Here is a 19,876-nt window from a genome sequence, read left to right as displayed (position 1 = left end):
GTAAGGAAGTAGACTTTTCAATCTATTACTTTGCTAAAAACGTTCGTAAAACTACATGTATTTTAAAGAACGTTCGTAAATTATTTTTAAATTTAAACGAACGTCGAGAATGATAAATCTTTTATACAAACTCAAAGTCCGTAAACGTATACTTTTACGAACTATTTAATTTATCTAGATTATCTTTATATGCAAAAAAAGCCTTGTAAATTTTACAAGGCCTTCTAATTTTCCTTTTTTACATAGTCTAATTCAGAAGGTTTCTCTACGTTAATACGTCATACTTAATTATCTTTTTAAGCTGAAGGCCTTTCTAAAGACTTATTGCTCGGTGCAAACCAACCTAGTAGAGCAATACCAACTAATACTCCATAGAAGATTAATGTCCAAATAGTACTATGGGGAAAATGAGGGTCTAAGACACCTATATCCTTATGAGCAAGTGTAATAACAGCAAGTTTGACACCCACCCAAGCAACAATGGCATATGCTGTAGTTTCTAAGGCAGGACGCTTTTCGAGGAGTTTTACAAACCAGGTCGCTGCAAACTTAATCAAGATAAGACCTGCAATTCCTCCCAAAACTACAACTGCAAATTGTCCCCCATCCATACCACCAATTTCACCAAACTGTGAATCTGGAAGACCAAGGGCTATAGCTACCGCAGCTAAAATAGAATCAATCGCAAAAGCCAAATCAGCTAACGCAATTTTTCCTACTGTCGGCCAGAATCCTTTTCCAGCAGACTCCTTTTCATCATCATTATGAATATTCTCGTTGTGTTTCCCAAACCGTGCCTTAAGGACATGCTTCAAACCTAAATACAGAAGATAAGCTGCTCCTACCGCCTGAATCCACCATACGTTGGCTATAAATGAAATAGCGAAGAGAGCACCAAATCGAAAAATAAATGCCATAAGAATTCCATAATTAATTGCTTTTTTCTTCTCATTATCCGGTAGATGTTTAGCTATGACTGCTAGTACAAGAGCATTGTCAGCCGATAATAAACCTTCTAAACCAATTAGAATTAACAACGCCCAAGCGTATTCGATCCATATGGACTCCATCTATTTTCCTCCTTTCCAAAGTATAGTTCATTATGTTAAAGAATTTGCTTACATTAGAGTGACCATCTATATGAACGGTAATCCTAGAGAATGGAACTTTCATTATTTTAACACTAATTCTATATATAATATTTATTAAAATGTAAATATTAGCAAAGTTACTTGTGTAACTTTGCTAATACTTCTTTTGAATATCATAAACACTTTTAGCCTCTCTATAATTACTGCATCTTTAGTGAAAGAAAGCCAGGTTACTACAATAGGGTTCTGAGGAAGCTAAATTGTATATATGTGAAATACATGTAAATAATAACATTACTTATATAGAACTGGGGATTTCAATATGAAGATGTTAGTAAAGTTAAAATTATATGTTCTTGGACTGTTACTGCTAATTAGCTTTGTTTGTACTGGTATCTTAGTTGAAATGGGCAAGTTTAGTGAATTTGACAAATGGTTATCATCTTTTATCCATCATAAACGATCTTCTTACTTAACGCCTATAATGAAATTTTTTGATTTTATTGGATCAACTTACTTTGTTATTGGAATCTGTCTTGCAATTTTATTTTACCTTTATTTTGTAACTAAACGTCGTTTTGCCTCTGTTCTATTCATTGTTGCCATGATAGGAGAAAGACTGCTTAGCGAGGGTCTAAAGTATTTATTTAGCCGTTCACGACCAGATGGATCTCATTTAGTAGAGGTGGATAAACATAGCTTTCCTAGTCAACATGCTATGAATTCCTTTGTTCTTTACGGTATACTTCTATTTCTGTTATGGACACATTTAAAGAGCAATAAAATAAAGGTCGTATTTTCCTTACTAGCAAGCATTCTTATCTTAGCAATGGGATTCAGTCGTATTTATCTAGGTGTACACCATCCAAGCGATATTTTAGGCGGATACCTTATTAGTGCGTTTTGGCTCATAGTTATAATGCTATATACAGTTCATTATAAAGAAAAGAACAAAATGTCTAACTAATTAATTTCAATTTGGTGACAGCAAGGTCACATACAAAGATAGTAGTTAACACAAGAATAATTATGATTATTCTTGTGACTATGCTATATAACTTCTCCGGTTTTAAAAAAGTAATTTCGTTTGGTTTTTTAAAGAATAGGCAATATAAACAAAAACAAAGAAAAAGGAGAAATAAGCTATATGAATAAAAAAATGGTAATGCTTTGTATTTCATTAGCCGGTACTTTAGCTACAGGATCTCTTGTAGGATGCTCTAATCAAAATGAATCATCGCAAAATACATCACAAAGTGAAAATAGCTCTTCTGAAAATAAATCAAATTTACAACAGTTCTCCAAAGATCCGGATAGTAAACAGCAAGGTGAAGACTTTGATTTAGTAGGAACATTAGAGAAAGAAACGAACGATGAGTTAACACTTGTTATCGATGGTAAAAAAGTAAAGATACCTAAAAGTAAGTCGTTTAAAAAAGAAAAAGATACACCTAAGGATATTGGTGGAAAACAAGTAAACGTAGAGATTGATGCTAAAAATAACAATGCAGAAAGTCTAGAGTTAACTCCTCAAGCAAAAGCAGATTCAAATGGTATATACGAAAAAGATGCTGATGGAGATTATAGCATAATTGGAAAATTAATTAATGAAACCGATAATGATGTAACAATAGAAGTGTCTAGTGGAAAAAAGACTTATAAAAAATCTAAAGACTTTGAGCAAGATGACGACAATATGCCTGGAGATAGTAAAAACAAAGTTGTGCGATTAGAAGTAAAGAAGAATGATGAAGTTGAAAGTCTCGAGGTAAGTCCAGAGGATCAATAAATGAAATAGAGAATTTAAGTAGCTTATTTGTGTTACCTATAATGTATGTTTTGTTCTTTTTAAAAAGGGTAATGACCAAATAAGATCATGTTCATTCTTAAAGTAAACACTTTTCCCTTTTCTAAACTATTTCGTTGGATATAGGCGCCCTAATAGGCGTCTTTTTTTTTGCACAAAAAAGGCAATCTACCACGTTTTCATGAATATAGATAGGATAATAATGAAGAAAGGAAAGGTGTGAATGATAAGGAAGTTATCTATTCCTATTTTAACTTTAGTGATACTATGGACAATTATTCTTTGCCTAGAAAAACAAGTTATGGTGGCCTGTTTTCTATGGATCGTTTATAGCGCCTTGCAGTTTTTCCGAAGGGAATAATTTTTATCTTCTACATAAAGATTTTTAGGAAAGTATATAAATGGTACATAAGAGGCGTTCTAATAGACTTTTGAATTCCTTTAGCAATACTACAAACTTAACCTCCTTCCATAAACAAAAGACACTGGCTCTTAACCAGTGTCTTTTGTTTATAATTTTATTTTATCCTCAATAATTTTTATAGAAATGTCATTCATACAAATCATTAGATACTTTTCAGTTTCCTTGGATCTGTTACTTTGTGTTTGTATTTCTTTTCAAATTTATTAAACATGGATATATTCGCTAGTACTCCTACAGCAAACATAAGCAATGTAAGAGAAGAACCACCATAACTTACAAAAGGTAACGTTACACCTGTGATAGGAAGAATTCCCGATACTGCTCCAAGGTTAACAAATGCTTGAATACCTATCATAACGGAAATACCGATAGCTAGTAGTGCTCCAAAAGGATCATTAGATTTTCTTGCTATTTTTAACCCTTGAAGGATAATAAAAAATAATAGTCCTAATACAAGAAGTACTCCCCAAAAACCTAGTTCCTCCGCAATAATTGCCATAATAAAATCTGTGTGGGATTCAGGCAGATAACCTGCCTTTTGAACACTTTGTCCTAATCCCATGCCCGATAGTCCACCACTCCCTATTGCCAAGTAGGAGTTAACCAGTTGGTACCCATTTCCTTGTTGGTTCTCAAAAGGATGTAGATAGCCAGTAAAACGAGCTAAACGAACAGGCGAAAACACGGTGTCTATATGTCCCGTCACTAATAAAACGACTAACATAATAAGGATGCCTACTACTCCTAGTAAGGCAATCTTTAGCATTGATTTTATTGAAATACCTGAACATAAAACAATAGCCGCAACTGTACCTAAAATAAGTAAAATCCCACCGTAATCGGGTTGCAAAGCAATTAAGAAACAAATAAACAATACAACAAGGGTAGGTGGAATAATAGCGCGCTTTAAATCATTGATATACTCTTGTTTATTCGCAAAAACAGCCGATAAATATACAATGATTGTTAGTTTCGTAAATTCTAATGGTTGTATTCTAATCGGGCCCAGGATAAGCCAGCTTTGTGCATTTCCTGCCGTATGTCCAAAAATAAGGACCAAGGCAAGAAGTGTAATCACTGTTATTAATAAGATTTTTAATACTTTTTTTTCTCGATAGATTTTATAAGGAATAAAGGCAGCAACACAGAAAAAGAAGAAGCCTGCTATCAGAGCAAGTTTTTGCTTTTGATAAAAATAATCCCCTTCAACACCGTAACGACTAACCGCCGTTACCATACTAGCACTGTAGACCATGACTAAACCGATGAGGCTTAGAACAATTAAGGCTACAATAAATTTGTAATCATAACATTTTACTATTTTCTTAAACATAAAAACTCCTCGTTCCTTGCAAGTGTAAAAATCTTATTTTTATCATAAAACAAAGATTCTTAGTAGATTATATAGAGTAAAAAGAACACTCAATAGTATAATAACAGTTCCTCGTGCTTTGTTCTTTCCTACGATATAATCATTTATACCATGTAAGAGAAAAGATACTGAAACCATAAGAACGGCTATATTGTACCAGTAATCGCTATCAAAAAGCCAAGCTATACTCATACAAATAAGCAATACAATCAACGTTGCATTTCGAATTCGATTATCAATAAAAATTTGTGCATATTTCATAAAAATCTCCCACTACTATCTCTTTTATTATATATCGTTACGTTTTATCCTTTCCTCTCCGTCTCACCTTATTAACTTATACACTTCTTAGACGTTCCTGTTTTAAGATTAATCATTCTCTTTCTTCCAAAAAATCAGGACATATAGAACATTTTGTTATATAATAAGTTGTTTTTTATGTTTTAATTATAAACATTAGGATAAGGAAAACAATAAAAAGCGAATCCTTTCTTTTTTATGCTATTCGTTATTATACAGCTACATTGATTTTAGAACTTTTTGTCCCTGATTAAAATATGAAGAGAGACTTATTTAGTATTCTCACACTTAAACGTGAGAAATAAGGAGAATTACTATGTCATCGACTACTACAGATGATTTCTTTCATTTCTTAATACTAGATATCATTCTTAGTTTCCTCCTGCTTTGTTTTATTATTTTTATAGATAAATATTTTGGTAAAAATAAAGATACAAGTGAAGAAAAGAGAAGAAAGTATCAGAAAGATTTCATTGCCTTGTTAGCAGTTGGATTAATCGTTTATTTTATGTAACATACTATAATGTATAGAATCGTTAATCACATGGAGGAGCAGCAGAATGATTCGCACAATAGCTATTACACAAGACCTACATGTCAAAGAAGATGTACCCCTTGATCACTTGTCTAATCCTTCAATTAAGTGGTTCTGGGTAGACCTTGCCTCTCCATCTGAGGAGGAAGCAGAAGTGTTAGAGACATTTTTCCACTTTCACCCTTTAGCTATCGAAGATTGTCTTCATTTATTACAACGCCCTAAGCTTGATTATTATGAGGATTACAGCTTTTTAGTTCTTCATTATTTAAATAGCCACACATTAGATGTTGAAGAAGTAGACGTATTTATCGGAGACAATTATTTAGTGACCTTTCACTTTAAACCATTACTTAGTATTGAAACAGTACAACAACGTCTTTTACAACATCCTAGTGGATTTAATAAAGGAGTGTCCTATATTGCCTATGCGGTTCTGGACCAATTAGTGGATGATTACTTCCCAATTGTGTATGAAATTGAGGATAAATTAAATGAAATTGAAAGCAAAGATGCCAAAAAATCAATTGCTTTACTAATGAATGATGTTTTTGATATCCGAAGTGATTTATTAAAGCTCAGAAAAACCATTCTTCCTATGCGTGATCTGCTATATCGAATTATTAATTCCGAACGTTTAAATATACCTGCGGAGCAGAAAGCCTATTTCAATGACATCTATGACCACTTGATAAAATTAACAAGCATGGTGGAAGCCAATCGAGATATGACATCAGATATGAGAGATAATTACCTTTCACTTAACGCCAATCGGATGAACTCCATTATGATGACATTAACAATTATCTCCTCTATTTTCATCCCCCTTACATTTGTCGTAGGGTTATATGGGATGAACTTTGATCATATGCCTGAACTTCACTGGCACTACGGATATTATATTGTTTTAGGAATTATGGCTTTAATGACAATTGGCATGATTCTTTGGTTTAAACGAAAAGGCTGGTTTAATGTAAATAAATAATATCAACAAAATGCTGACTTATTTTTTAAGATTTCCGATAATCGTATTATGGTAACTAAAAATGTATAACATATACAGCCTAAAAACAGAAAAAGACTACCTCTTCCCAGTTAAAAGTGGCAGTCTTTTTGTATTCGTTGAATTATAGTCGTAAACGATCCTTTCACGGCGTCTCACTTAGTTTGCTCATCTATTCGTTTTTATGTGAAATATATTTTTTAGCTAAGAAACCTTACGGGTTAGTAACATTATGGTTTTAGTTATAAGTAGTATTCTTTATAGTTCGTAGCCCTATTAATAAGCTAAAAATTAAGAAACTGCTTAATATCAGGAAAAATATAAAATTAGATGGAATAGGGCTCTCATCTGCTGGTGACATGGCTAACATCGGTTGCGCCCAAGGATAAAATTGGCCAAACGTTGAGTTAGCAACCAAGATTGATGGTAGTGAAAGAGCAATATTCATCCCCAATGGAGCACCAAAGCTATGCCAACGTAAAGATAAGGCTAGTTGGGCCGTAGCTAATGGAAGTGCAGCAACCCATCCTCTTACAATGAATATTAAAAGCGAAGAGAGAGGAATTTGATCTTTCATATCTATACTGAAGCCACCTAAGATAAATAAAAGAAGGAGAATAACTTGAGTCAGAGCCAGTAAGACGAATATAGTTAGTAATTTAGAGATAAAAACTGTCTCTCTTCTTATAGGCAATGCTAAAAGTTGCTTCCATCCTCCATTCATATACTCGACACGGCATAGCATGGAAGCATATACGCCTGTTATAACAGGTAATATTAACGGTGAATAAAAAATTTGTACTTGTGTCCATGCTTCTAGCCATTCATTATCACCAATATCGTTCATAAATACATCATAGTTTGCTTGAAAGTTAAACCATGCAAATAGAACACCGATTATAGGACCTAACCCTACTAGCAACCATATTTTAGAGCGTTTCATTTTAAACCATTCTTCGTACATTAATGTTTTTAGGAGGTTCATTTCATTTACACCTCTTTCTTTCGTGCAAATAACCACGCAGCTACAGTTAACGAGAATATTCCTATAACAAAAGAGCAGATCAATACATACATTAAATCTGGGTTTAAAATAAGGTGTTGTGTACGATAATTGAGGCGAACTGTAGATCCATTTAACGGATAAGCCCATGGAATCCATTTAGTTAAGGGACTTAGAGCGAAAAATAAACCAGCCATTGACGAGAGAGCACCTGTTAAAATAGCAAATGATTGATTTTTAATACTTATCGAAAGGTACAACTGAAATACCATTATAGGAATAGAACATAAAAAAGGTAATACGCTATCCCCTAAAAGCTGCAGCCAAGGAATATCATCGCCCAAGTCAAAGAACAAACCAAAAAGCAAGTAAACAAAATAACTAACCACTCCAGATAGACAAATAGCTAAAAACAGCAACGCAAACTTTCCTAAAAATAGAGAACTTCGTTTAATGGGAAGAGCTAGGAGTTGCTTCCAGGCATTCCCTTGATGTTCGGTATTGGCTATTACTGAGGCAGCCAACGTGATACTTAAGGGAATTGTTAAGCTCAATATAAATTGTTTATCATATAAAAAGATTTGCCATAAACCTGTTTGTTTCTCTTCTGCTTGGTGAATCATTACTTCTATACGTAACAAGAAATTAGTACACTCATAGAGAAATGTAAGCAAAGGTGCTAAAAAAACTATAGGAACTAATACCGTACGTCTCGCTTTCATAATATCTGCCCTTATCATATGTCGTATCATAGGCTTTTTTCCTTTCCAGTTATCTCTAAAAAGATTTGTTCCAAAGACGGTTTATAGTACGTAAGTTCAAATACATCATAGCCAGCTGAAATCAATTCATAATTAATAGTTGAAACAGCTTCTTTAGCTATTGATGGTGTCCACAAGTATCCCTCTTTTAGCGTTGTTACAATTCCTTTTTGTTGTAGAAATTTCTTTGCCTCTTCCAGATTATCGGTACCAATTTTTAAGGAGGGTTCACTTTTCTTTCTTAACATTTCAATAGAATCCTGAAACAGTAACTGTCCTTTATTAATAATTCCTACCTGAGTAGCCATTTGATCAATTTCACTAAGAAGATGGCTAGACACAATAACGGTCATCCCATACTTTACGGGTAGTTCCTTAATTAATTCCCTTATTTCTTGTATACCTGAAGGATCTAATCCATTTGTTGGTTCATCAAGTATTAATAATTTAGGTTTGGAAAGTAAAGCTGCAGCAATACCCAAACGCTGTTTCATTCCTAATGAATAGTTTTTTACAAGACGATTGGCTACTTCTGAAAGCCGCACAATCTCTAAAACTTCTTCAATTCTTTGCTGCGGTACTTGTAATAGACGAGCAAGTGAAGCTAGGTTCTCATAGCCTGTTAGATGTCCATAGTAAGACGGGGACTCAACTAAAGATCCTACATGTTTTAAAATATCTATTCTTCTTGTTTCGAGGGGAAGATCAAATACATAGATGTTACCACTAGTAGGAGTTGCTAATCCCAATAACATTCGTATAGTGGTGGTTTTCCCTGCCCCATTAGGGCCTAAAAAACCATATATATCACCTTCTTTTACTTTCAAGTGTATTTTGTTCACAATTGTTTGTGCTTTATATTTTTTGGTTAACTGTTCCGTTTCTACAACATAATTTGTCATCTACTCTCACCTCTTTTACAGCTTACTAAGTAAAGTTAAACGGGCAAAAAAGTGAAGTTAAACAGAAGTTAAACTTTATTAAAATTAAACATCAAGGTGCTATTATCTATTGATTTACCAAAAGAAGGATGACTATGATGGAAGAAAAAGTGTTTTTAAGGTAGGGGAGAAACATGGAACCTAAGATTCTTCTTGTTGATGATAATGAAGAAATTCTAAGATTGTTAACTGTAACATTAAGAAAAGAAAACTTAATCAATATTTTTACAGCTAGTTCTTCAAAAGAAGCAGTAGATATTTGTAAGGTCATAAGGCCACACATTATTATTCTGGATGTTATGTTGCCGGATAGAGACGGTTTTGAGACATGTAGAGAACTTCGGAATTATACAGATGCACCTATTATCTTTTTGACTGCTAAAAATACAGACTTGGATAAGCTTACTGGTTTTAATTTTGGTGGAGATGACTACGTTACTAAGCCTTTTAATCCTTTAGAGATTGTAGCGCGTATTAAGGCCCAATTAAAACGTTTGAATATGAACGAACGAAGTAAAGAACCGATTATACAACAGGTTTACCATTATAACGATTTTAGTCTGTATGTAGATTCTGCCCAATTAGTAGTACGAGGAATAGAGGTAGAGTGTCCAGCTAAAGAATTTCAACTTCTTTGCTTTATTTGTGAGCACCCCAATAAAATTTTTACCAAAAATCAATTGTATGAACATATTTGGGGCATGGATAGTTACGGCGATACGCATACAGTCATGGTACATATCAGACGACTTCGAGAGAAAATCGAAAAAGATCCAAGTGATCCTAAGATAATTGTGACAGTTAGAGGGTTAGGTTATAAGTTAATAGGAAGCGAGTTAAAAAGATGAATTTACGAAATAAGCTAGCTAAACAATTTCTTATTTTCTTGTGCTTTCTTACGTTCGTTATTACACTATGCATATTTGTTTCCTCTACTTATATGGACTTTGTTCTTAAAGATGTTTCAAGTAATTCTGTACCAATTAAATATCAGATTCAGTTTATGGTTATGTTAGGTGTTATCTGCTTGTTAGCTGTAGTAATGGTCGCTTTTATTTTTGGAAAGTTGTTTGGATCTCCTTTATTGCATATATCAAGTTGGCTGCAAAATCTTGCAAACAACAAATTAGAAGAGCCGAAAGGAAATAAAGGAATCCCTGCTAGTCAAAGGCTTAATGGACAGCTAAAACAAACTTATAAAGTTTACGATGATGTAATAGCTGATCTTCATAAACTCACAGACACTTTAAAAAGCAGTGATTTAGAAAGAAAGAAATTAGAGAAGACAAGGGAAGAGTGGATGACCGGTATTTCCCATGACCTAAAAACACCTATATCTGTAGTAAAAGGATATGCTGCGCTATTAGCTAATAAAGATTATAGATGGAGTTCTAAAGAGATCAGGGAATTCTCCAGCATTATTCATGGACGTATGGACTATATGGAAAGATTAGTAGAAGATTTCAACTTAACCTTTCAGTTGAAAAATGCTGCGCTCCCTATGAAGTTAGAGTTATGTAACTTAGTGGAATTAGTTCGCCAAGCTATTGTAGATATCGCAAATGATCCTCAGGTAGAAAATCAATACGAGTTTAGTTATGAACCAACGCTTGAGGCTATTTATAGGGAAGTAGATCCAAAGTTATTTAAAAGAGCAATGATTAACCTTATTAGCAATGCGGTAAAGCATAATTCTCCAGGTACTATTATTCGTATATCTATTCAAAAGAAAAACAATAACCAAGGAGTATCTTTAATTCATATTATTGTACAAGATAATGGAATAGGTATGGATGAAGTAACAATTGAAAATTTGTTCAATCGTTATTATATAGGCTCAGATTCGCCAAAAAGAAAAGGCAGTACAGGCCTAGGAATGACCATTTCGAATGAAATTATACAAGCTCATGGAGGAAAAATAGAAGTAGACAGTATCTTAGACGAAGGTACAACATGTACTATCTCCTTTATTGAATAAATATATTGATGCCGATAAGTCGCATTATGGTAAGGAAAAATGTATACTTTGACGGGCGAGATATTCAAATCTATTACAAGATGTTAAAGCAATTACTATCGTTAATAAAATAAAAAGCAACCTCGGTATGGCAAGCGAGGTTGCTTCTTAAGGGATTACACCTATGAAAGTGTAAAAAATCAATTCGTTTAAATTATAGCATATTTTTGCTATAAAGGATATATTTCCCCATCTTTACATATGTATAAAAGGTGCACTTCTTATACATTAGTTTCTCAACCACCTACTGATAAAGCGTTGATAAATCAAGGATGTATAAAAAGCTGCATACTCCGGAAAAAGAACCCTTGTCAGAGTCCTTCTGCCATACGGGTTCTTTTTTATGGTGTGTACCGGAAAGAGTGATTATGTTAACTAACTTTGTATATTATATACAGCGTAAAAAGAGAAAAACTCCTGCTGTTGACCAGGAGTTTTTTCAGTAACGTATCAAGGTATTAAAAGTGATACGTAACGTATCTTGAGTAGTTTGCTCGAATAATAATAACTTATTCATTTTTAAGAACTTTTGTTAGAAGTACTATCTGATTATGCAACTCGTTCTTAGTAGGTAAATGTCTACAGTTATCATAATCTGCAATTAGACATTTAACCTCCCTATAGAATAGGAAATGTTCATAATTATCGAGCATATTTTCTCCCCCTGATGCTATCCCTATCTTTTATATGTACCCCTTCAACACGTTCTTCTAACACATGATTTCCGATAACGTACATTATGGTAACAAAAAATGTATACCTTTTTGAACTATCTACACTGGACAGCCTTCAACATAGGTTAACTTTATATAGTTATTAATAAAAAAATCCTTTGCTATAAGTAGCAAAGGATTTTTTTATTATGATAATCTAAATTAAGGGCATTTTCTTTAACAAATCTCGAAATTCTGCCAACAGCTGTTTATATTTAAAGCGTTTTAATCCATGACCATGAATACTGTTGCGGCAATTCTAAATCATAATTCAAACGATTGGCTGCATAATATGTCCAGTGAGGATTCACTAATAATTCACGTCCTATAAAAACTAAATCGGCACGTCCATTTGAAATAATTTCTTCAGCTTGTTCTGGCTGAATGACTTTTCCTACTGCCCCTGTAGCAATCTCTGCTTCCTTGCGAATAGACTCTGCATATAAAACTTGATAGCCAGGAAATGTTTTTGCTTTTGCAGGCGTAAGTAATCCATTACTTACATCAATTAAATCTACTCCAAGCTCTTTTAACCATTTAGCATATACAATGCTATCTTCAATTGTGTTGCCTCTCTCTGCTTGATCAGTTGCAGAAATCCTTACAAATAAAGGCCCCATCCACTCAGACTGTACTTTTTCAATGACTTCCTTCAGAATACGAAATCTGTCTTCTGGAGAGCCTCCATACTCATCAGTTCGATAGTTAGTAACTGGTGAAAGAAACTCATGAAGTAAGTAACCATGCGCAGCATGGATTTCTACCACATCAAATCCAGCTTCTGTACAACGTCTTGCACTTTGACCAAATGCCTCTACTACTTGATTAATTTGTGTCTTAGTAAGCTCTTCAGGAACTTTTCCACCTTTTGAGAAGGCTATAGCAGATGGAGCCGCAATAGGATCATCGATTTTAGCTTTACGGCCTGCATGATTTAATTGCATTCCTACCGCCGCACCTTGACCTTTAATTAAATTGACTAGGTCCCTTAAACCTTCTACTTGCCCATCTTCCCAAATACCGAGGTCGGTTGGTCCCATTCTTCCTTGTTTAGTAACTGCTGTTGATTCAATTATGACAAGTCCCACTCCGCCAACAGCTCTTGCAGGATAATGGATACGGTGCCAATCTTGTACAAGACCGGAACCGTCTTTACAAGCATACATACTCATGGGAGACATGACAATTCTATTTTTTAATTCTAAGTTTTTAATTTTATATGGACTAAATAAATTGGACATTTTATGCACACTCCTGCGAAATGATTGAGGAATGGCTCTTTTCTATAGATCGACTTGAATCTTTTCTTTGAACCGTTTAATATTTTCCTCATTTCTTCGATAATAAGTCCATTGGCTAATATGTTTCGATTCCACTAAGCCTACCTTTTGCAGCTGAACTAAATGATCGGAAATGACTGATTGGGACATCCCAGTTTTCTTTTTAATAGAACTTACACAGACCCCTTTAAAGTCGGAGTTTTTTGGTAAATTAATTTGAGGTTCAAAGTTTTCATCCGGATCTTTTAGCCATTCTAAAATGTTATATCGGGTTTCATTAGACAATGCTTTTAACACAGGTAAAGTTAAAGTATCCATATGCTATCTACCTTTCTAAAAATAAAATCGAATAAACGAATATATAATATATTTTTGTCACCGTTTAAACATAGTATTTATAGTTTATCATATTTAACATTTAACCTTCCTGTAGAAAAAGCCCGGAGATATATCCAGGCATTTTTTCCTCTTTTTTATTTAGTTTGTTTTGAAAAGATTTCGTTCATGAAATCTCCAGCACTTAGAATAGCTTCCTTGCCTTCTTCTAGGAAAGAATGAAATGCTGGCCAGTTATGAACCATACCAGGGAAGGACCTAAATCTAATGTCGATTCCTGCTAATGCAGCATTGTTAACAAATGTTAAAGCCTCACTTAACATTACTTCAACTTCTCCCACCATTACATAGATTGGTGGTAACCCTCTTAAATCACCATAAATTGGTGATGCTAAAGGAGCCTCTGGTGAAGTACCATTTAAATACGTTTCTGCTAGATATTTAACACCTGCAGTTGAATTCATTGGGTCAATTCCTTCTTTTGTTATATAAGTTTCACCAGTTTGAGCCAAATCAATCCAAGGTGAAATCATTACACCACCAGCTGGAAGAGGTAACTTTGTATCACGAATGCTCATTAATAATCCAGCAGTCATGCTTCCTCCTGCTGATTCACCAGCAATAATAATATTTTTAGCGTCATAACCTTGATCTAATAACCATGTATAAGCTTTTAGTGCATCTTCAATTGGTGCAGGAAATGAATGCTCAGGAGCTAATCGGTAGTTAATTGCAAGTGTACGTGCTTTCGCTGCTCTTCCTAATTCACTCGTTTCTCCGCGATGAGATGCAATACTTCCAAATAAGAAACCTCCGCCGTGTAGGTAAAGAAGTACACGATCATCCTTAGATTCAGGAACGATTTGCCACTCGCCTTCCATTCCGTTAATATCTACTTTTTCTGTTGCTACATCATCAGCAACTGGTAATTTCCCATACATTTTTTCAGCTTGCACACGTAATTCTTCAACCGGAATAGTGAAGTCAGGTATATTATCTTTGAAGAAATTATTTGCTTTTTGAATATCTTTATAGTTACTCATATATAACACTCCTTAAAATTATGAAGATTAACTTCATTTATTCAGTTAAAACTACACCTATTTATTACAAACATTAACTACTCAAATATAGAACCTTTCAAGCACAATACAGAGTATTAATCGGTTTTTACCGATATTAACATTTAAAAATTTTTATATGGTTTATTCCTATATATTTTTTAATTCTATTCTATATCACTAAAATTAAAAGGTACCTCTATCCTTTCAAGCTTTAAATAAAACACATTTATTAATCGGTAAAAACCGATTAACTGGTGTAAAAAAATATATTTTGAATATTTCAATTATATCCACGTGGATATAATTAACATTATTGTAAATGAAAGTTAGTTAATCTCTTTTTCCCGATATTGTAATGCGAAAGATGTTTAATATTGCGCTTGAAAGGTGTAAGGCAAATTTAACACACTTAAAATATATCGTCAACCAAAAAACGATAACCAATATATTACAGTTTATATCTGTATCATAATACAAAGTTAGTTTATATATCCAATTATACTTAGTTTTGTCTATTATTTATTTGAAATTATGTTACTTATCACTCCTTATATAGATATAAAGTTTTTACTTCTTATCATATACCACTCTCTCTTCTACTTTCCTTTGGAGAAATTGTTATATTCGCGATAAATAAACATAAAACTTACAATTATTTAATGTTCATGTATTTTTAATAAGTAAAATTCAATCAAAAATAAAAATAATACTTATTTTATATAAAACAGTAAATGAATAAACTATTTTCTAAAAATCATTGTTTTATCATTTACTCTACATGACGACAAATATGGGCTTTTTCTACATTATATGTAATAGTTAAACTATAATTAAATATAATGTTTTATCATTTACTCTTATAAATAAGATAACAATAAATATTATCTATATTAAAAAATAAAAAATGTTAATAATAATTTAGTATATATAATATTTTATATAAAACACATTATGTTAACTAAGGGTGTATACATTATAAAAACAGTAATATCTGTTTTATGTATAATTCTGTTTTTATCAAGAAATACAAACGAATTAAACTTATATTCACGGATTACCACCTTATTAATTACATCATAGCTTCCCTATAAACATAAAAAACCTACTCCCTGTGCTTTGGGAATAGGCTAGATGACATGAAATGTTAAAAATAATCTCCAATATGCTTTTTTATTCTACAACAATTTAACGAAGAAATCACTTATAATTTTACTCTTAAAAATATAAAAAAATTGTGGAACAAAATCATCGGTTTATTAAAAAGCGAGTTCGTTCAATGGTAGGATTACGATACTTTCGCACAGCTACATCCATTATTTCTGGAATTGAAGCAATACATATGATAAAAAAGCGGCAATTTGTTTTACAGGACAAATCTTTCCGAAATCAAATGAAGTTCCTATATCAACTATTTAGAAAGGTTGCCAAAGAACAGATTCGGTTAGGAATCTATGTGCTTCCTTCACGGGGACTTAATCTTTGCACCAGAACCGCCTTTAATGATCTTAGGAAAGAGCACTTAAATAAAGATTTAATGAATCTTCTACCTCTTTTACAATTAATTGAATGAAATCTTGATAATTGTTGGTTGTATGAGAGTTATCTAATGCTTCATAATAAGCTAATCGGTTTTCTACTTTAATTACGACTGCAGGAAAACCAGCTTTCATCAATTCTAAATTTAAAAGAAGGCGAGATGTACGCCCATTGCCATCAATGAACGGATGGATTCCAACGAATATTGCATGTAGCATAGCTCCTCGCTCCACTGGATGTAACTTTTGGGCTTCATTCTCATACCACTTGATTAACTGTTCCATTTGTTCCTTGATTAAATAAGGCGCTGGTGGTGTATGTTTTGCACCAGCAATAAACACTTGTTGGTCACGATACACACCTGCGTACTCATCATCAATTCCTTTTAAAACTAATCGATGGAGGTTTTTTATTTGCCATTCTGTTAATGGCTCTCCTTTTTGCACAATTTCTTCAACGTATGCAATCGCATCTCGATGATTAATGACTTCTAAATGCTCTCGCATCGTTTTACCACCGACAGTAATTCCTTCTAACACTACCTTTGTTTCATTCATTGTTAATGTGTTACCTTCAATAGCGTTAGTATTATATGTCCATTCAAGCAATAGCTTTTCACGCAAACTCTTTAATGTATACTTCGGTAATGGACGTAAGGTATCTAGCTTCACCTTTTTCCTGTTTATTTGTTCAAACATCTAATTTCACCTCTATGCATCGTTCTATATTTCTTATCTCAATTTTACACTAACTATTAAGTAAAAACAGCTTACACTATTCTAATGATGAGCAAACTATTTTATCAATCTTTATTTCAAAACAGTACAACTTTATTCTAAATCACACTAATAGGATATAAGGAAAAAGAGTCTTATACAGCCTTGTTATTACATAATGAGATTATAAAAGGGGTTCTACACAAAACAAGTAAGTCTATTATCAATACACTGGTTGTTGTGCTTTTTACTGTTAATAACATGTTTTATGGTGTGACAAGTAGTCGCTTTTATATAGTTTGGCTTACGTCACTGGTTTAGCCTCAAAAACTATCCCCGTCCAAAACTGCGGGCTTGGTAACGAATTCGTGGGTTGCATGCGAAAATGCGGAAACAGAGAGTCAGTGCACGACTCGAAACACTGCTAGGGGAAGACGAGTATGGTGAAAAATTGTGAAGGTTTGTAAGCTTCGTCAGTGTTAGCTCAGGATCGTGCACAGATTTGCTTGGGTATTGGCAAGAGGAAGAGGAATTTCATAATGCTGTTGTGACACGTCCTGTATCTTGCCCGGAGTAAAGAACCCACCTAACCTCGTCGTATCTATAAGATGCGGAACTTGGTAAGCCCTTTGTCATCTGTGTAAACAATAGGATGACTGTAAAGTCAAACGATGTAGCAGAGGGTAAAGGATACGAGAGAAAGCGAATGCCATTGTCTCGAAAGAGAACAGGAAAGCAGGAAACTGTATAACTGGATGGATACTATCGTCCGTATGGACAAACCCATGATAGACCCGAAAGGGAGCCGACTTCTCGTTGGTTTCTCGTAGGAACATAAGTTTTTCTATAGAATGTATAATAGTTAACGCTATTTTTAATAAAATACGTTAAAAGTTACTCCTGTTAATAACATTAAATTAAACTTTCATAAACATCATTATCCTTTTTATTTATGTACCATATGTTACAAAACTAATTATTTTCACGAAACACTTTGCTATTTACTTAACATAAAACGAATTCTAGGAAGGCTTGGTTCTGGAGTATCTTGATACTTTAAACCAACTATTCTTTTTTTATGATAATGCATAATGACCTTCATAAGATTCCCGCCTCATTAGTACCTATCAACATTCCCCAAAATATCCACAATGTAAAAAAGATTTGCTTTAGGACTTATCTTCTACAATGACATTCTTAGGCACACTATACGTGCACATTTACTTATAAATATCCAAGATAGAAGGGAAATTTAATATTTTTCGAGAATTTTTTTAGACAAAAATAAGATATAATCCTTTAATTGTTCACGTGTTTTGAATTCATGTATTTTTTGTGGCATAATTTTCTAGAGAAAAGGGAGTGAAAAGATGAAGAAAATATTAATTATTGAGGATGATCCCAAAATCGCGGAGCACCTTCAGTCTTATATAGGGAAATATGGATATAATGTCACCATCGTGGAGAATTTCGATTATGTGATGGAAGAATTTTATAGGCAAAAGCCCGACCTTGTATTATTAGATATTAACCTTCCTAGCTTTGATGGTTATTACTGGTGCAGGCAAATACGAAACGAGTCTATCTGTCCAGTTATATTTATATCCGCACGAATAGGAGAGATGGATCAAGTGTTGGCACTTGAAAATGGTGGCGATGACTTTATTACAAAGCCGTTTTATCCTGAAATTGTAATGGCGAAAATTCGTAGTCAGCTTCGCCGTGCCTACGGAGAATATGCTTCAAAAGTTCAAGAACGAATATTAGAGGTAGAGGGATTAAAGCTGTTTCCTGAAAGATTAGAATTATCATTCCGCAATCAAACAATCCTGCTGTCAAAAAAAGAAAAAGATATAATTGAAAGTTTACTAGAACGATATCCTCGTGTTGCGGGGCGTGAAGATTTGCTAGAAAAACTGTGGGATGAACAATTCTATGTAGATGAAAATACGCTAAATGTAAACATAGCAAGAGTAAGAAAGAAATTTGAGGAAGTTGGACTTTCAGGTTTAGTAGAAACAGTTAGAGGTGCTGGCTACCGCCTAATCGTTACATGGTGAAGGGGTGGGATGAAATGAAATTATTCTTTAGAGAGCATACTTTTTTAATTGCTATACAAATCATACAATTTTTTGTGGTTCTTTCTATATATTGGCTTGATGGGTATCGACACCTTCTTCCAGCCTTCTATGCAGTCTTTCTTGGACTATTTTTTCTCACAGGTTACCTTGCTTGCCACTATTTCAGCCGCCGTAAATTTTATAGGAGATTAACAAACGAACTTTCTTCCTTGGATGACTCTTTTCAAACGACGGAAGCTTCTCCAATTTCCCAAGCGCTTGATTATTTGCTAAAGAGTCAGTACAAGCATTATCAAACCAGAATAAAAGAGTTAGAGGCCAAGCAAGACGAGCACTTAAAGTTTATGGATCAATGGGTACATCAGATGAAAACACCTCTTTCTGTTATTGAACTAATTGCTCAAAACTTAGATGAACCTGAATCTTCAAGTATTCGTGAGGAGACAGACCGAATGAAAACCGGCTTAAACACGATCCTCTACATGGCACGACTCCGGACCATTGAACAAGATTTTCATATTAAACCTGTAAATTTGTCCATGATGATTAAGGAAGTAAATAGTGAAAATAAAAGGTTTTATATACGGAATCGAGTATACCCCAGTGTCCTGCAGCAAAGAGAAGAAGTGATTGTTGAGACGGATGAAAAATGGCTGTTCTTTATTTTTTCACAGTTAATTAATAATGCAATCAAATATTCTAAAGGGATGAGCAATAGAGTTGATATTACCATTTTTGAAAAAGAAGGAGAGGCTGTTTTAGAAGTGAAAGATTTTGGGGTTGGGATTCCTGAAACGGACAAGCGCCGTGTGTTTGACCCCTTTTATACAGGTGAAAACGGAAGGAAGTTTAGAGAATCTACAGGCATGGGTCTATATTTAGCGAAAGAAGCAGCT

17 protein-coding genes and 1 pseudogene are annotated in these 19,876 nt (G+C 33.6%); 9 read left to right on the top strand and 9 right to left on the bottom strand.

The window, feature by feature from the left end; translation table 11 throughout:
* Positions 1 to 296: 296 nt before the first annotated feature.
* Positions 297 to 1,070: a TerC family protein gene (locus AC1DEF_RS26470; RefSeq protein ID WP_097825311.1), complete on the bottom strand. Its 774-nt coding sequence runs from the start codon at positions 1,068 to 1,070 to the stop codon at positions 297 to 299.
* 343 nt (positions 1,071 to 1,413) lie between these two features.
* On the opposite strand from AC1DEF_RS26470, the gene AC1DEF_RS26465 reads away from it, so the two are divergent.
* Complete coding sequence (locus tag AC1DEF_RS26465; protein ID WP_097825312.1) at positions 1,414 to 2,058, top strand: phosphatase PAP2 family protein; 645 nt, start codon at positions 1,414 to 1,416, stop codon at positions 2,056 to 2,058.
* 180 nt (positions 2,059 to 2,238) lie between these two features.
* Positions 2,239 to 2,880, top strand: coding sequence for a hypothetical protein (locus AC1DEF_RS26460; RefSeq protein WP_097825313.1), 642 nt, complete (start codon positions 2,239 to 2,241; stop codon positions 2,878 to 2,880).
* Between the two features lie 584 nt (positions 2,881 to 3,464).
* Here the strand turns inward: AC1DEF_RS26460 and ftsW are convergent.
* Entirely contained in the window at positions 3,465 to 4,655 is a 1,191-nt protein-coding gene (gene ftsW, locus AC1DEF_RS26455; protein ID WP_097825314.1) for a putative lipid II flippase FtsW, read from the bottom strand.
* A gap of 655 nt (positions 4,656 to 5,310) precedes the next feature.
* On the opposite strand from ftsW, the gene AC1DEF_RS26450 reads away from it, so the two are divergent.
* Positions 5,311 to 5,508 carry a hypothetical protein gene (locus AC1DEF_RS26450; RefSeq protein ID WP_097825316.1) on the top strand — a complete coding sequence of 66 codons (198 nt, stop codon included), beginning with the start codon at positions 5,311 to 5,313 and terminating at the stop codon, positions 5,506 to 5,508.
* A 46-nt stretch (positions 5,509 to 5,554) separates the two neighbouring features.
* Positions 5,555 to 6,514, top strand: coding sequence for a magnesium/cobalt transporter CorA (corA, locus tag AC1DEF_RS26445; RefSeq protein ID WP_097825317.1), 960 nt, complete (start codon positions 5,555 to 5,557; stop codon positions 6,512 to 6,514).
* 256 nt (positions 6,515 to 6,770) lie between these two features.
* On the opposite strand, the gene AC1DEF_RS26440 is transcribed toward corA, so the two are convergent.
* From AC1DEF_RS26440 to AC1DEF_RS26430, 3 genes are read right to left on the bottom strand one after another with little or no spacing between them, the layout of a single operon-like run.
* A complete protein-coding gene (locus AC1DEF_RS26440; protein WP_477727653.1) occupies positions 6,771 to 7,496 on the bottom strand; it encodes an ABC transporter permease in 726 nt (241 codons plus the stop codon).
* A 26-nt stretch (positions 7,497 to 7,522) separates the two neighbouring features.
* The gene (locus AC1DEF_RS26435) at positions 7,523 to 8,275 is read right to left on the bottom strand and encodes an ABC transporter permease (RefSeq protein WP_255255821.1); all 753 of its coding nucleotides are present in this window, start codon (positions 8,273 to 8,275) and stop codon (positions 7,523 to 7,525) included.
* An 8-nt stretch (positions 8,276 to 8,283) separates the two neighbouring features.
* Positions 8,284 to 9,198: an ABC transporter ATP-binding protein gene (locus AC1DEF_RS26430; RefSeq protein WP_097825320.1), complete on the bottom strand. Its 915-nt coding sequence runs from the start codon at positions 9,196 to 9,198 to the stop codon at positions 8,284 to 8,286.
* Positions 9,199 to 9,371: 173 nt separating this feature from the next.
* Between AC1DEF_RS26430 and AC1DEF_RS26425 the strand changes: the two genes are divergently transcribed.
* Positions 9,372 to 10,085, top strand: coding sequence for a response regulator transcription factor (locus tag AC1DEF_RS26425; protein ID WP_097825321.1), 714 nt, complete (start codon positions 9,372 to 9,374; stop codon positions 10,083 to 10,085).
* 92 nt (positions 10,086 to 10,177) lie between these two features.
* Complete coding sequence (locus tag AC1DEF_RS26420; RefSeq protein WP_477727652.1) at positions 10,178 to 11,215, top strand: sensor histidine kinase; 1,038 nt, start codon at positions 10,178 to 10,180, stop codon at positions 11,213 to 11,215.
* Positions 11,216 to 12,182: 967 nt separating this feature from the next.
* Here the strand turns inward: AC1DEF_RS26420 and namA are convergent.
* The 3 genes from namA to AC1DEF_RS26405 all read right to left on the bottom strand — a co-directional run bounded on the left by namA (position 12,183) and on the right by AC1DEF_RS26405 (position 14,626).
* Positions 12,183 to 13,208, bottom strand: coding sequence for an NADPH dehydrogenase NamA (gene namA, locus AC1DEF_RS26415; protein ID WP_097825323.1), 1,026 nt, complete (start codon positions 13,206 to 13,208; stop codon positions 12,183 to 12,185).
* Positions 13,209 to 13,250: 42 nt separating this feature from the next.
* Entirely contained in the window at positions 13,251 to 13,565 is a 315-nt protein-coding gene (locus AC1DEF_RS26410) for an ArsR/SmtB family transcription factor (RefSeq protein WP_097825324.1), read from the bottom strand.
* Between the two features lie 155 nt (positions 13,566 to 13,720).
* On the bottom strand, positions 13,721 to 14,626 hold the full coding sequence (locus tag AC1DEF_RS26405) for an alpha/beta hydrolase (protein ID WP_097825325.1): 906 nt from the start codon (positions 14,624 to 14,626) through the stop codon (positions 13,721 to 13,723).
* Positions 14,627 to 15,878: 1,252 nt separating this feature from the next.
* Between AC1DEF_RS26405 and AC1DEF_RS26400 the strand changes: the two are divergent.
* Positions 15,879 to 16,061 (top strand): annotated as a pseudogene (locus AC1DEF_RS26400) (DDE-type integrase/transposase/recombinase); the annotation flags it as partial.
* A 91-nt stretch (positions 16,062 to 16,152) separates the two neighbouring features.
* Here AC1DEF_RS26400 and AC1DEF_RS26395 read toward each other — a convergent pair.
* The gene (locus AC1DEF_RS26395) at positions 16,153 to 16,881 is read right to left on the bottom strand and encodes a Fic family protein (RefSeq protein ID WP_097825281.1); all 729 of its coding nucleotides are present in this window, start codon (positions 16,879 to 16,881) and stop codon (positions 16,153 to 16,155) included.
* 1,388 nt (positions 16,882 to 18,269) lie between these two features.
* Between AC1DEF_RS26395 and AC1DEF_RS26390 the strand changes: the two genes are divergently transcribed.
* Together AC1DEF_RS26390 and AC1DEF_RS26385 are read left to right on the top strand one after the other, a co-directional pair.
* Entirely contained in the window at positions 18,270 to 18,959 is a 690-nt protein-coding gene (locus AC1DEF_RS26390; RefSeq protein WP_097825282.1) for a response regulator transcription factor, read from the top strand.
* Between the two features lie 14 nt (positions 18,960 to 18,973).
* A partial coding sequence (locus AC1DEF_RS26385; protein WP_477727651.1) for a sensor histidine kinase occupies positions 18,974 to 19,876 on the top strand: 903 nt, incomplete at its 3' end.

Source organism: Priestia sp. 10L35 (assembly GCF_056395685.1).
The sequence above is the reverse complement of the archived record's forward strand: the minus strand, read 5'-3'. Positions and strand labels throughout refer to the sequence as shown.

What these genes read in the sequence shown, in the direction of transcription:
- AC1DEF_RS26425 (WP_097825321.1), top strand. Translation starts at nt 9,372, where the DNA reads ATGGAACCTAAGATTCTTCTTGTTGATGATAATGAAGAAATTCTAAGA.
- AC1DEF_RS26450 (WP_097825316.1), top strand. Translation starts at nt 5,311, where the DNA reads ATGTCATCGACTACTACAGATGATTTCTTTCATTTCTTAATACTAGAT.
- AC1DEF_RS26390 (WP_097825282.1), top strand. Translation starts at nt 18,270, where the DNA reads ATGAAGAAAATATTAATTATTGAGGATGATCCCAAAATCGCGGAGCAC.
- AC1DEF_RS26395 (WP_097825281.1), bottom strand. Translation starts at nt 16,881, where the DNA reads ATGTTTGAACAAATAAACAGGAAAAAGGTGAAGCTAGATACCTTACGT.
- AC1DEF_RS26460 (WP_097825313.1), top strand. Translation starts at nt 2,239, where the DNA reads ATGAATAAAAAAATGGTAATGCTTTGTATTTCATTAGCCGGTACTTTA.
- AC1DEF_RS26405 (WP_097825325.1), bottom strand. Translation starts at nt 14,626, where the DNA reads ATGAGTAACTATAAAGATATTCAAAAAGCAAATAATTTCTTCAAAGAT.
- namA (WP_097825323.1), bottom strand. Translation starts at nt 13,208, where the DNA reads ATGTCCAATTTATTTAGTCCATATAAAATTAAAAACTTAGAATTAAAA.
- AC1DEF_RS26470 (WP_097825311.1), bottom strand. Translation starts at nt 1,070, where the DNA reads ATGGAGTCCATATGGATCGAATACGCTTGGGCGTTGTTAATTCTAATT.
- ftsW (WP_097825314.1), bottom strand. Translation starts at nt 4,655, where the DNA reads ATGTTTAAGAAAATAGTAAAATGTTATGATTACAAATTTATTGTAGCC.
- corA (WP_097825317.1), top strand. Translation starts at nt 5,555, where the DNA reads ATGATTCGCACAATAGCTATTACACAAGACCTACATGTCAAAGAAGAT.
- AC1DEF_RS26420 (WP_477727652.1), top strand. Translation starts at nt 10,178, where the DNA reads ATGGACTTTGTTCTTAAAGATGTTTCAAGTAATTCTGTACCAATTAAA.
- AC1DEF_RS26410 (WP_097825324.1), bottom strand. Translation starts at nt 13,565, where the DNA reads ATGGATACTTTAACTTTACCTGTGTTAAAAGCATTGTCTAATGAAACC.
- AC1DEF_RS26465 (WP_097825312.1), top strand. Translation starts at nt 1,414, where the DNA reads ATGAAGATGTTAGTAAAGTTAAAATTATATGTTCTTGGACTGTTACTG.
- AC1DEF_RS26430 (WP_097825320.1), bottom strand. Translation starts at nt 9,198, where the DNA reads ATGACAAATTATGTTGTAGAAACGGAACAGTTAACCAAAAAATATAAA.
- AC1DEF_RS26435 (WP_255255821.1), bottom strand. Translation starts at nt 8,275, where the DNA reads ATGATAAGGGCAGATATTATGAAAGCGAGACGTACGGTATTAGTTCCT.
- AC1DEF_RS26440 (WP_477727653.1), bottom strand. Translation starts at nt 7,496, where the DNA reads ATGTACGAAGAATGGTTTAAAATGAAACGCTCTAAAATATGGTTGCTA.